The sequence below is a fragment of the Flavobacterium sp. SP2 genome (assembly GCF_057626655.1).
This window is the reverse complement of the sequence record NZ_JBVHBT010000004.1, coordinates 206,679-220,011: the sequence shown is the minus strand read 5'-3', so window position 1 is coordinate 220,011 and position 13,333 is coordinate 206,679. Positions and strand designations below refer to the sequence as shown.

Annotated in this window: 13 protein-coding genes; 7 read left to right on the top strand and 6 right to left on the bottom strand. The window is 33.4% G+C overall.

Annotation, left to right across the window (positions count from 1 at the left end; all coding sequences use genetic code 11):
- Positions 1-61: 61 nt before the first annotated feature.
- Together ACZ098_RS10410 and katG are read right to left on the bottom strand one after the other, a co-directional pair.
- Complete coding sequence (locus ACZ098_RS10410) at positions 62-1,738, bottom strand: amino acid permease (RefSeq protein WP_487311679.1); 1,677 nt, start codon at positions 1,736-1,738, stop codon at positions 62-64.
- 177 nt (positions 1,739-1,915) lie between these two features.
- Positions 1,916-4,165, bottom strand: coding sequence for a catalase/peroxidase HPI (katG, locus tag ACZ098_RS10405; RefSeq protein WP_487311678.1), 2,250 nt, complete (start codon positions 4,163-4,165; stop codon positions 1,916-1,918).
- 471 nt (positions 4,166-4,636) lie between these two features.
- Between katG and ACZ098_RS10400 the strand changes: the two genes are divergently transcribed.
- The 4 genes from ACZ098_RS10400 (at position 4,637) to ACZ098_RS10385 (ending at position 6,885) form a co-directional block, all read left to right on the top strand.
- Entirely contained in the window at positions 4,637-5,272 is a 636-nt protein-coding gene (locus ACZ098_RS10400) for a peroxiredoxin (protein ID WP_487311677.1), read from the top strand.
- Positions 5,273-5,366: 94 nt separating this feature from the next.
- Positions 5,367-5,675, top strand: coding sequence for a thioredoxin family protein (locus ACZ098_RS10395; protein WP_290831530.1), 309 nt, complete (start codon positions 5,367-5,369; stop codon positions 5,673-5,675).
- 126 nt (positions 5,676-5,801) lie between these two features.
- Entirely contained in the window at positions 5,802-6,059 is a 258-nt protein-coding gene (locus ACZ098_RS10390; protein WP_290831531.1) for a DUF6952 family protein, read from the top strand.
- Between the two features lie 52 nt (positions 6,060-6,111).
- Complete coding sequence (locus tag ACZ098_RS10385) at positions 6,112-6,885, top strand: sulfite exporter TauE/SafE family protein (RefSeq protein ID WP_487311676.1); 774 nt, start codon at positions 6,112-6,114, stop codon at positions 6,883-6,885.
- On the opposite strand, the gene arsB is transcribed toward ACZ098_RS10385, so the two are convergent.
- From arsB to ACZ098_RS10365, 4 genes are all read right to left on the bottom strand, one after another.
- Positions 6,882-7,928 (bottom strand): ACR3 family arsenite efflux transporter, encoded by a 1,047-nt coding sequence (arsB, locus tag ACZ098_RS10380; protein WP_487311675.1) that lies wholly within the window; start codon positions 7,926-7,928, stop codon positions 6,882-6,884. The genes ACZ098_RS10385 and arsB overlap by 4 nt on opposite strands.
- A 4-nt stretch (positions 7,929-7,932) precedes the next feature.
- Positions 7,933-8,544 (bottom strand): arsenate-mycothiol transferase ArsC, encoded by a 612-nt coding sequence (locus ACZ098_RS10375; RefSeq protein WP_487311674.1) that lies wholly within the window; start codon positions 8,542-8,544, stop codon positions 7,933-7,935.
- 153 nt (positions 8,545-8,697) lie between these two features.
- Positions 8,698-9,174, bottom strand: a complete 477-nt coding sequence (locus ACZ098_RS10370) for a DUF6428 family protein (RefSeq protein ID WP_487311673.1) — start codon at positions 9,172-9,174, stop codon at positions 8,698-8,700.
- Between the two features lie 282 nt (positions 9,175-9,456).
- Entirely contained in the window at positions 9,457-9,780 is a 324-nt protein-coding gene (locus ACZ098_RS10365; protein WP_487311672.1) for an ArsR/SmtB family transcription factor, read from the bottom strand.
- 139 nt (positions 9,781-9,919) lie between these two features.
- On the opposite strand from ACZ098_RS10365, the gene tpx reads away from it, so the two are divergent.
- The 3 genes from tpx to ACZ098_RS10350 are packed head-to-tail and all read left to right on the top strand — an operon-like array spanning position 9,920 to position 13,329.
- Entirely contained in the window at positions 9,920-10,417 is a 498-nt protein-coding gene (gene tpx / locus ACZ098_RS10360) for a thiol peroxidase (protein ID WP_487311671.1), read from the top strand.
- Between the two features lie 7 nt (positions 10,418-10,424).
- Complete coding sequence (locus ACZ098_RS10355; protein WP_487311670.1) at positions 10,425-10,796, top strand: diacylglycerol kinase family protein; 372 nt, start codon at positions 10,425-10,427, stop codon at positions 10,794-10,796.
- 49 nt (positions 10,797-10,845) lie between these two features.
- Complete coding sequence (locus ACZ098_RS10350) at positions 10,846-13,329, top strand: DNA translocase FtsK (protein WP_487311669.1); 2,484 nt, start codon at positions 10,846-10,848, stop codon at positions 13,327-13,329.
- The last annotated feature ends 4 nt before the right edge of the window (positions 13,330-13,333 follow it).

Sequence of the window (13,333 nt, the reverse complement as noted above, 5' to 3'; positions counted from 1 at the left end):
ATAACAAACATTTAGTTGTATTATAATTAGTTGTAAGTACTTGATTATATTTTAGAATCCATTATTCAATACTATTTAGTTTGCTGTTTTTATATCCGTAAATAAAGTAAAAAATCAATCCGATAACCAACCAAACGCCAAACCACATCCAATTAGAAACGGCCATTCCGGTTAGTAAATAACAGCATGAAACCAATCCTAACAACGGAATTAAAGATAAATTTTTGGTGAAAGATAAAAAGGTCATTACAATACAAACCAATATAAACACAAGCATAGGCAGATTAGTAGCCATTTTGCCATCAGAAAAATCAAGAATATCAGTAAAGAATGTTGGTACGTATTTAAAAATTAATGCAACCGCAACAACCATCATTGCAGGAAAAATAAACTTCGAATTCACATATGGAATTCTGAATTTTCCTTTGGTAGCGCGTTCTGCTAAATCGGCTTCGCTTTGTGGAGAAAGCATTAAAACACCGCCACACACCAGAACGAAGGCAAATAAAGTTCCGATACTAGTAAAGTCTAATACAAAGTTTTCGTCGGTAAAGAAAATCGGAATTCCAACAACCAAACCAGTAACTATTGTTGCAAAACCTGGTGTTTTATACTTAGGATGAATTTCAGCAAATTTCTTTGGCATCAATCCATCTCGTGACATCGTCATCCAAATTCTAGGTTGTCCCATTTGAAATACTAATAAAACACTAGTCATTGCAACCACAGCGGCAATCGAAACTATAAATAACATCCATTTTACACCTTTCAAGGCAAAAATTTCGGCCAATGGATCACTCACTCCAAGTAATTCATAAGAAACCATTCCTGTTATAACTAAGGCTAAAACTATGAAAACTACCGTGCAAATTACCAAAGAATAAATCATTCCTTTAGGCAAATCGCGCTGCGGATTTTTACTTTCTTCTGCCAAAGTTGATACGGCATCAAAACCAATATAGGCAAAGAAAACCGCCGAAACGCCGCCCATAACTCCACTAAAACCATTTGGCATAAAAGGTGTCCAATTGTCAATATCTACATAAAAAGCACCAACAACAATCACTAATACAATAATAGCTAACTTTATGTAAACCATTATATTACTAAAGTTTTTAGATTCCTTTGTACCTCTATAAACCAGGTAAGTAATTAGTAAATTAATCACAACTGCTGGTAAATCAAAGATTATTTTTAAACCTCCAATTACTGGTGCATTTTTCCATGCAGCTAATCCTTCGGTACCTTTATTCGCTTCAACAGCGTCGACAGCCGATTTATAATTTATAGTAAGCCATTCAGGCAAATGAATGTGAAATGTTTCAAGTAAATTGGTAAAATAGCCACTCCACGAAAAAGCAATATAGATATTTCCGATGGAATATTCCATTATTAAAGCCCAACCGATTATCCAAGCAAATAATTCTCCAAAAGATACGTAAGCATAGGTATAAGCACTACCTGAAACTGGAACTCTTGAAGCGAATTCGGCATAACACATTGCTGTAAATCCACAAGCAATGGCACACATTATATACAAAAGTATAACAGCTGGTCCACCTGAAAAACAAGCATTTCCAATAGCGCTAAATGTTCCTCCACCAATAATTGCAGCAATCCCAAAAAAAGTTAAATCTCTTACAGTTAAGACTTTATTCAATCCAGAATGTTCTCCATCGCCTCCTTCTTGAACTATTGCTTTGGTTGATTTTTTTCGAAATAAATTAGAAAAATTCATATAGTTTGTATTGATAATAGTAAAATTTATAATTAACGCTTTGCTAATTTTTGGTGAAAACAAATATATAAAACTTAGTGAATAAAATAATTAATAATTTAATAACAACTTTAGGCCAATAAAAAAAGGTAATCCGTTATAGATTACCTTTTATTTTAAATAATTTATGAATTAAATTTATACCAAATCAAATCGGTCTGCATTCATAACTTTATTCCAAGCAGCAACAAAATCGTTTATAAATTTAGTTTGACCGTCTTGACATGCGTAAACTTCTGCAATTGCTCTAAGTTCGGTATTTGATCCAAATATTAAATCTACTCGAGTTCCAACCCATTTAATAGTGCCAGTTCTACGATCGGTTCCTATAAATGCATCATCCGATTCAGATACTGCTTTCCATGTTGTATTCATGTCTAACAGATTAACAAAGAAATCATTTGTTAAAGTTTCTGGACGTGTTGTAAAAACACCAGTTTGAGATTGATCAAAATTGGTATTTAAAACACGCATTCCACCAACCAAAGCAGTCATTTCTGGTGCAGTTAAGTTTAGTAAATGAGCTTTATCTATTAATAATTCCTCAGCTGAAACGGTATATTTCGTTTTTACATAATTTCGAAAACCATCAGCTTGTGGCTCTAAAACTGAAAACGACTCTACATCAGTTTGTTCTTGTGAAGCATCGGTTCTACCTGACGTAAAAGGAACATTAACAGAATTTCCTGCTTGGTTTGCTGCTTTCTCTATACCTACACTACCAGCCAAAACGATTAAATCTGCTAATGAAACTTTTTTATTCCCATTTGCATTATTGAAATCGGATTGAATTGCAGATAATATTTCTAAAACTTTAGTCAATTGATTTGGATTATTTACTTTCCAATCTTTTTGTGGTTCCAATCTGATACGACTTCCATTGGCACCACCTCGTTTATCAGAATTTCTAAAAGTCGAAGCAGAAGCCCACGCTGTCGAAACTAATTGTGACACAGATAAACCAGAGTTTGCTACTGCTTCTTTTAAATTTTCAACATCAGTATCGTTAATTTGCTCGTAACTTGCGGTAGGAATTGGATCTTGCCAGATCAATTCTTCCGCTGGAACTTCTGGTCCAGCATAACGAACTTTTGGTCCCATATCTCTATGTGTTAATTTAAACCAAGCTCTTGCAAAAGCATCATCAAATTCAGCTGGATTTTCTAGAAAACGTCTAGATATTTTTTCGTAAGCTGGATCAACTCGCAAAGACATATCAGTAACCAACATAAATGGTTGGTGTGTTCTACTAGCATCGTGTGCATCTGGGACTAATCCTGCACCAGCATTTCCAACTGGCTTATATTGGTATGCACCAGCAGGACTTTTAGTTAATTCCCATTCGTATCCAAATAAATTTTCAAAATAATTATTACTCCATTTGTCTGGTGTTGTGGTCCAAGCACCTTCTAATCCGCTGGTAATTGTATCTTCCGAATGACCTTTTCCAAAACTATTTATCCAACCTTGACTTTGAAACTCAATTCCTGCGCCATGAGGTTCTACACCTACATATTTTGCTGGATCGGCTGCGCCGTGTGTTTTCCCTAAAGTATGTCCACCAGCAATTAATGCAACGGTTTCCTCATCGTTCATGGCCATTCTTCCAAAGGTTTCTCTAATATCCCTTGCAGCCAAAAGCGGATCTGGATTTCCATTTGGTCCTTCTGGATTTACATATATTAGTCCCATTTGTACTGCGGCCAATGGATTTTCTAATTCTCTATCTTCATTATAACGTTTATCATCTAACCATGTAGTTTCTGAACCCCAATAAATATCTTCATTTGGCTCCCAAACATCTTCACGACCACCTGCAAAACCGAAAGTTTTGAAACCTGAAGTTTCTAACGCACAGTTTCCTGCAAGAATCATTAAATCTGCCCATGAAATTTTTCTACCATATTTTTGTTTGATAGGCCATAATAATAGTCTGGCTTTATCTAAATTGGCATTGTCTGGCCAACTGCTTAGCGGAGCAAAACGTTGTGTTCCTGCGCCAGCTCCACCACGACCATCACCAATTCTGTAGGTTCCAGCGCTATGCCAAGCTAATCTAATAAATAATCCTGCGTATGTTCCGTAATCTGCTGGCCACCAATCTTGTGACGAAGTCATCAACTCATTAATATCATTTTTCAAACTTTGATAATCGATGGTTTTAAACTCCTCTACATAATTAAAGTTTTCGCCCATTGGATTTGACAATGAAGAATGTTGACGGAGGATGTCAAGTTTAAGTTGGTTTGGCCACCAGTCGCGATTTATCGGTCCGCCACCAGCACTTTGCTTAGCATGTGTCCCAACGCCTACACCATGATTGAAAGGACATTTACTTTCACCGTTTACGTTGTAGGAAGTTTGGCTTTCGTTTGAATTATTTTCCATATTATTTTTGATTTTATATTTTTCTTGAAAGCGAATTTACCAAAATCCATCCTTACCTAAATTGCTTTTCAATAGATAAAAACTATAGTTTTACTTTTAAATTTTATTATATGAAAAAATAAATAACTATACTTCTGATTGTAAATCTATGAATTAAATGTAATCAAAATCAACATAAATTATGAAAAGTAAATAGTAAGCTTTGCTAAATAAATAAATCGAAATTGATAAAATTTCAAAAAAATAAAAAAAACACCACTAAGAATAACGAAAATTTAAACCTTAATTTTTACGAATTTCATCATTAAAAAGAGTTAAAATTTCAAACAACACAACTATTTGGCAATACTACCAAACTCATAAGTTAAGCCTATCAACACATAGTAAAATATAATAAAAACCAATTTTTAAAACCTGATATTACATAGTACTTTTGCACCAAATTTAAGATAACATTTAAACCATATAATTATGTCATTAGTAGGTAAAAAATTCCCAAGTATTTCAGTAGATGCAATGTCGGAAATGGGTGATAATTTAAAAATCAACATTTTTGAAGAAGCTGTAAACAACAACAAAAAAGTACTTTTATTTTGGTATCCAAAAGATTTTACATTTGTTTGCCCAACAGAATTACATGCTTTTCAAGCTGCTTTACCAGAATTTGAAAAAAGAAATACAATTGTAATTGGTGCTTCTTGCGATACCAACGAAGTACACTTTGCATGGTTAAATACTCCTAAAAACAACGGTGGAATTGAAGGTGTTACTTACCCAATTTTAGCCGATACCACTAGAAACCTTGCTGCTGCATTAGACATTCTTGATGCGGAATGGGTTTACAATGAAGAATTAAACGACGAAATTCTTGAAGGTTCTAATGTAACTTTTAGAGCTACTTATTTAATTGACGAAACCGGTAAAATTTTCCACGAAAGTGTAAACGACATGCCGTTAGGAAGAAATGTAAACGAATATTTACGTTTGGTTGATGCTTATACACACGTTCAAACTAAAGGTGAGGTTTGTCCTGCAAACTGGGAAGAAGGAAAAGATGCGATGAACGCTGACAGATTAAGTACTGCTGCGTATTTAGCTCAAAACTAATACAATAACAAATTTCAATTACAATATCAAAAGTCAATTACTAAAATTAAAATTGACTTTTGATATTCATATTGATCTTTAAATTTTAAAAACTATGTTAATCGAATTAAACGAAGATACGTTACAAGATTTAGTTGCTTCAAATAATAAAGTTGTAGTTCAGTATTCGGCATCGTGGTGCGGAAATTGTAGAATTATGAAACCTAAATTCAAAAAAATGGCTTCTGAAAATGAAGAAATTACTTTTGTTTTAGTAGATGCAGAGAATTCACCAGAATCAAGAAAATTGGCTAATGTTTCTAATTTACCAACATTTGCAACTTTTGTAGGCGGAAAGTTATTGAACGAAACGCAAACCAATAAAGCAGAAGTTTTAGCTGAATTGGTAAAGGAATTAGTTTAAAAGTTTATGGTTTAAAAGGTTAAAAGGAATTATCCCTAATCTTATAATTTAAACATTTTCAAAACCTTTTAAACTCTTAACCACACAAACTTTTAACTCTTTTTCAAAACCTTGTAAACTAAAAAAATGAAATTACCAGTTATCAAACATTTGACGCAATTTATTGAAGAAAATGATCAAGATTATTTAATTGAAACCATTGAAGTTTTGGAAGCACTAACCGAAGTTCCATCATTGAAAGACGAAGAACTGGATGTCATTGGTGAATTAATTTCTAATATGTACGGCGCACTTGAAGTCAACAAAATGATCAAAGAAGGCAAAGACAAAAAAGAAGCGTTAAATGATTTTATGAAACGCGTTTTAGGTTCGATAGATAAATAAAAAAGTAAGCTCTCATTGATTTGGGAGCTTTTTTTTTGACTGTTTTTGAATTATGGAAATACTACTAATTTCAGCTGTGGCCTTTCTCGTTGCTATCCTCACCTTCTTTTCAGGATTTGGATTAGGAACGCTTTTAACACCAATAATGATGATTTTCTTTCCAGTAGAAGTTGCAATCGCATTGACAGGAATTGTTCATTTTTCCAATAATTTATTCAAATTGGTTTTAGTTGGAAAAAAATTCGATAAAGAAGTTGTACTCCGATTTGGAATTCCTGCCGTTGTATTTGCCTTTATTGGTGCGCTACTTTTGATTCAAATTCCAAATATGCAACCTATTTATTCGTACCAACTATTTGATAAAACCTTCGAAATTTTTCCTATAAAATTGATTGTTGCTCTTTTCATGTTGTTTTTTGCGATTATCGATTTGATTCCGTTTTTCAACAAGTTACAATTTGATCAAAATAAACTTCCAATCGGCGGTGCATTAAGTGGTTTTTTCGGCGGATTAACTGGCGCTCAAGGAGCTTTGCGAAGTGCGTTTCTAATTCGTGCCGGACTTTCCAAAGAAACATTTATTGCAACTACAGTTGTAATTTCATCGTTTGTAGATTTCACAAGACTTGGCGTTTACAGCACACGCATTTTGAATTTAGATTTAAAAGAAAATTTGCCATTACTTAGTAGTGTCACACTTTCGGCAATGGTAGGCGCTTTTATTGGAAACAAATTATTAAAAAAAGTCACTCTAAAATTCCTTCAAATTGCAGTAGCAACTTTATTAATTATAATTTCTATAGGATTGGGATTGGGCTGGATTTAATTTATTTCTGGTATTTTATAATACTTTTTCTTCAACGAAAACGCAACGTTCACTAAGATAATCAATGCTGGCACTTCTACTAATGGACCAATTACACCTGCAAATGCTTGTCCGCTATTGATACCGAAAACACCAATGGAAACGGCAATTGCTAATTCAAAATTATTTCCCGAAGCTGTGAACGATAATGCAACAGCATCACGATAATTCGCTCCGATTTTCTTGGCAACAAAAAACATCAAAAAGAACATAATTGCAAAGAAAATTACTAATGGAATGGCAATTCTAATAACGTCCATGGGTAAATCGACAATCATTTCGCCTTTCAAGCTGAACATTACCACAATTGTAAAAAGTAAAGCAATTAAGGTTAGTGGAGAAACAAAAGGAATGAATTTTTGATTGAAGAACTTATCTCCTAAATATTTTTTTATTGCAAAACGACTCATCACTGCTAACGCAAACGGAATTCCTAAATAGATGCCAACCGTTTGAGCGATTTCGGCAATCGTGATATTTAATTCTAATCCTTTAATTCCGAATAAAGGAAGTAGTATTTCTAAATAAAAATAGGCATACAAACTGAAGAAAAATACTTGCAATAAACTATTAACTCCAATCAAACCAGCTGTCAATTCGCGGTTTCCTTCGGCTAATTCGTTCCAAACAATCACCATAGCAATGCACGGTGCAATTCCGATAATGATCAATCCGGTCATGTATTCGGGATAATCTTTCAAGAAAAAAGTAGCCAATAAAAACATCAAAAACGGACCGAAAATCCAAGTGATAAAAAATGAAGCGGAAAGTAATTTGGGCTTTTCAAACATTTGAGGCACTTTAGAAAAATCGATTTTAGTTAATGGCGGATACATCATCAAAATCAATCCAATCGCCAACGGAACATTCGTAGTTCCTGATGAAAACGAATTAATAAAATTAGCAGAATTCGGAATAAAATAACCCATAGCGACACCGATTAGCATCGCTAAGAAAATCCAAAGCGTTAAAAATCGGTCTAAAAATCCTAATCTTTTTTTCATGATATTAATGCTTTATTTGACTAAAAACAAAATACATTTCTGACGCTATTTGCAAACTGCGTTCTCCGTATTTTTCGTTCATTAATTCGGTTCCATCATAAGCTTTTGGATCGTCATATTTTATTGGAAATCTTGCTTCGGCACCAAAAACCATCGGGCAACCTTCATCGGCATTATTACAAGTCATAATAGCGCCAAAATTGCTTTTCGGATTAAATTCATCGAAATACGTTTTCGAAAAACAAACAATCGGATGTTGATTTTCGTCAAATTTTATTGCATATACTGGATTTTCACCTTCACTTAATTTCTGAGTTTCAAAACCTTGATTTTCTAACGTTTCTGCCACTTTTGGAAACATCGCAGTGGCTTCGGTTCCGCCTGAGTAGCAAAAGATGTATTTGATTCCGAAGTGAAAAGCCATCGTTTGCGCCCAAATCTGAGACAAATGACTTCTACGTGAATTATGTGTACAAATAAAGTTCAATCGAATTTCTTCATTACCATTCACTTTGTTTTGAATGTATTCAATGAGGGAATTTAAAACTTCTTTTCTATCATCAGATACCGAAATTTGAACAATAGATTCTATCGTTTTTGACAAGTTTTTAAACATAAATTACAATTTTAATGGAAATTATCATATGATTTATCATGGTTCGTAGCGATTTAAATTCTTTTTTAGCTATTTATTTTGACACAGATTTCACAGATTAGCATAAATTTCTTTGCGAAAGTTTGTGAAACTTTGCGCAACCAAATGTACAAGCTAGCAGCACCCAGAATCTGGAGAACAACATGAAGTTTCTTTTACCTTCCACTCGCCTATTCGTACTTTCAATTTTTCTGTTGGAATTCCGCAATTATCTTTAGCTAAACAATCGGTTAATTTGGACCTTAATTGGAAATTTACGCCGTCAAAATCAAGGCTAAATTTCCCAATTGTTTCTTTCATTTGATACTCAACTTCAATCTCTAAATCAGGTATTTGCAATTTATCTTCAGACAATTCGATTATCTGAACCAATTTTTCAGGATGCAATCGGTGGTCATAATCATTGGCTTCCCAAAGTTGAAAGTTAGCCACTTCTTCGTTCCTTACCACGCCACCACAATCGATAAAATTTTTAGTGATTTTACCTACCTCGGTAACGTGAAAATGATTGGGAACTAAGTCGCCATTAGGCAATTGAAAAGCAATTTGCGATAGATTGTTTAATGCTGATTTTACTTCGGATAATTTCATTTTAGACTTCTTAGATTGTTTGATTATTAGATTGTTGGGTTGTTGGATTGTTGGATTGTTGGATTATTAGATTGTTGGATTATTAGATTGTTGGATTATTAGATTGTTGGATTATTAGATTATTGGATTATTGGATTGTTAGATTTTTAGATTTTTAGATTGTCTGTTTACTTTGACATATAGAATTAATCCATTCTTTGACAACTTAAATTTTATACTTTTAAACGTTGTAACTATTCTATTTTAAAAAATTCTAAGCAATATAAGTTGTCCAAAAACGTGTCAACAGCACTTGTTTTTAAGCTGCTGCGAAATGCCTCCAAAATAGTATTCTATTTTGGTCATAGTTTCTGGATTCAAACAATAACAAATTGCTGTTCCTTCGATACTGCCTTTTATGATATTTGCATTTTTTAATTCTTTCAAATGCTGCGAAACTGTAGGTTGTGCCAAGGGTAATTCATTTACGATATCTCCACAAATACAACTTTCAACAGATAACAAATAATCGACAATTGCAATTCTTGCCGGATGCGACAATGCTTTAAAAAGCGTTGCTAATTCGTTGTGCTCTAAAGAAAAAGATTCCGATTTGGATGCGCCCATAATTTTGTTAATTATTATATTGCAATATTACAATAAAACAATTTATATCAATTGAAAATAATGTTAAATTTTAGACTAAAATCACCTCTATCAAATCAGAAATAATTTCATACTTTTGAAGTCTAAAAAATTATCTTTTATGGCAACAATAACATTTGGAGGAAATCCAGTAAATACTAATGGTGAACTACCAACTATAGGAGCAAAAGCACCTGATTTTAAATTACTTAAAACTGATTTGTCGGTTGTAACATTACAAGATTATGCTGGAAGCAAGTTGGTTTTAAACATTTTTCCAAGTGTTGATACTGGCACATGTGCCGCTTCTGTTCGAGCTTTTAATGCTAAGGCAAGCGAATTAGAAAACACCAAAGTTTTATGTATTTCACGTGATTTGCCGTTTGCACAAAAACGTTTTTGTGGCGCAGAAGGACTTGAAAATGTTGAAAATTTATCTGATTTTAATACTGGAGCTTTCGGAAAAGATTATGGTTTAGAACTTTCAGAAAGCCCTTTCGCTGGGTTACATTCAAGAGTCGTAGTAGTTTTAGATGAAAACGGAATTGTAAAATATACAGAACAAGTTGCCGAAATTGGAAACGAACCAAATTATGACGCAGCTTTAGCAGCTCTTTAAACAGTTTATGGAATTTCAAAAAGACACTACTTTTATTACCGGAAGATTTAAGAGTTTGGGCTTTGCGGCCAAAGGAGCTTTTAAATTAATCACCACCGAACACAGCGTTATGGTTCAATCCTCGATTGCTGTTTTATTGACTATTGCAGGATTTTATTACAACATAAGTCATGAAGAATGGCTTGTTCAAACTCTTGCAATCGGATTGGTTTTGGGTATTGAAGGTTTAAATACAGCTGTAGAAAAAGTGGCCGATTTTATTCATCCTAGTTATCACGAAAAAATTGGATTTATAAAAGACATCGCAGCTGGCGCAGTATTTTTCGCAGCTGTAACAGCAATTGTTATCGGTTGCATTATATATATTCCAAAATTATAATTTCATCTAATTATAAGTGCTATTTTTATAGTATGTACATCATTTTCAAATGGCAAAAACAGTAAAAAAAGAACCACAATCTAAGAAAGAAACTGCTCCTAAAGAGATGCAGCCATGGAAATATAAAAAACAAACCAAAGTTGTTTTTGGGTTTTTGTTGTTATTATTTTCAATAGGACTTTTGGTAGCCTTTATCTCTTTTTTTATTCACGGAAGGTCGGATCAAAGTACCCTATCTAATATAACCGACCGCACCGAAATTGCACACAATTGGTTAGGTAAATTTGGAGCCTACTTATCCGATATCTTTATTTACAAAGGTTTTGGTGCTGCCGCATTTTTATTCGTAAAATTGTTTTTCATTACTGGTGCTTTTTTGATTTTAGATTTACCTTTAAAAAAGCTAAAATCTACTTGGTTCTGGGATTTATTTGCCATCATAATTTTAGCCATACTATTTGGCTTTTTCTTTACAGCATTACCCGAACTTGGTGGAACTATAGGTTACGAAATGAACTTATTTTTTCAAGATTACATTGGTAAAACTGGTACTTTGTTAGTTTTGATTTTCGGAATCATTATTTACTTATTCTTTAAAATCAAAGTTTCTCCCGATGCAATCAAAACATTTTTCGAAAACAGAAAATCAGATTTAGACGAAGAAATTACATCTAATACAAAACCTGTTGCAGAAAACGGAGACGCCTATAATCTAGAAGAATTTGCAATTGATGAAGAGGAAGAAGACCAATTGTTAGAAGAAATTGCAATAAAGCCTACATCTCAGTTTGAAATCAATAAAGAAGATTTAAAACCTACCATTTCAAGTTACTCTGAAATTGATTTAGAACCAACGTTAAAAAACAAACCGCTATCACTTGAAGTTACTCCAACTGAAGAGTATGAACCCGAATACTTGCAACCTATTGAAGAGTTAATTTCTAAAGAAGAAGAATTTGTAATAGAAAAAGCGAAAGACGAAGATATTATTGAAGAAAATTTAGCTTCGCGATTGGTCGCCGATTTTGGATTGTTTGATCCCACATTAGATTTATCAAATTATAAATTCCCTACGATTGATTTATTGAAAGAATATTCAACAGTTGGAATTACCATCAATCAAGAAGAATTAGAAGAGAATAAAAACAAAATTGTAGAAACCCTGCGCAATTACAAAATCGATATTGCACAGATTAAAGCTACGGTTGGTCCATCGGTTACCTTATATGAAATTGTACCCGAAGCTGGAATTCGAATTTCCAAAATCAAAAGTTTGGAAGACGATATTGCATTATCTCTTGCTGCATTAGGAATTCGTATCATCGCGCCAATTCCTGGAAAAGGAACAATAGGTATTGAAGTTCCGAATAAAAATCCAACAATGGTTCCTATGAAAACCGTAATTTCATCGGCAAAATTTCAAGAAGCCGAAATGGAACTACCAATTGCATTAGGAAAAACAATATCCAACGAAACGTTTGTGGTTGATTTGGCTAAAATGCCTCACCTTTTAATGGCTGGAGCAACAGGACAAGGAAAATCAGTAGGATTGAATGCGGTTTTGACCTCGTTACTTTATAAAAAACACCCTGCAGAAGTAAAATTTGTTTTGGTTGATCCTAAAAAAGTAGAATTGACTTTATTCAATAAAATTGAAAGACATTATTTAGCGAAACTTCCCGATGTAGAAGATGCTATCATTACCGATAATTCTAAAGTAATTACAACTTTAAATTCACTTTGTGTTGAAATGGACAACCGTTATTCTTTACTAAAAGATGCAATGGTTAGAAACATAAAAGAATACAACGACAAATTTAAAAGTAGAAAATTAAATCCAGAACAAGGACATCGTTTTTTACCTTATATTATATTGGTAGTCGATGAGTTTGCCGATTTAATAATGACTGCTGGAAAAGAAGTTGAAACGCCAATCGCTCGTTTGGCTCAATTGGCACGTGCTATCGGAATTCACTTGATTATTGCTACGCAAAGACCATCGGTAAACGTAATTACAGGTATGATCAAAGCCAATTTTCCTGCGAGAATAGCGTTTAGAGTTACCTCAAAAATAGATTCTAGAACCATTTTGGATACAGGTGGAGCCGATCAGCTTATTGGTCGTGGAGACATGTTATTTTCTAATGGGAATGATTTAGTTCGTGTACAATGTGCTTTTGTAGATACACCAGAAGTCGAAAAAATAGTCGATTTTATTGGTTCACAAAAAGCCTACGCAACAGCCTACATGTTACCTGAATTTATTGGAGAAGAAAGTGTAAAATTGGATATTGATGTTTCAGAACGTGACACACTATTTAGAGAAGCGGCAGAAATAATTGTTACAGCACAACAAGGTTCGGCATCATTATTGCAAAGAAAGTTAAAACTAGGTTACAACCGTGCCGGACGATTGATTGATCAACTAGAAGCTGCCGGAATTGTTGGACCTTTTGAAGGAAGTAAAGCCAGAAGCGTAAACGTAACCGACTTGACTTCATTAGATAATTTTCTAAATAATGAACAAAATTAATTGC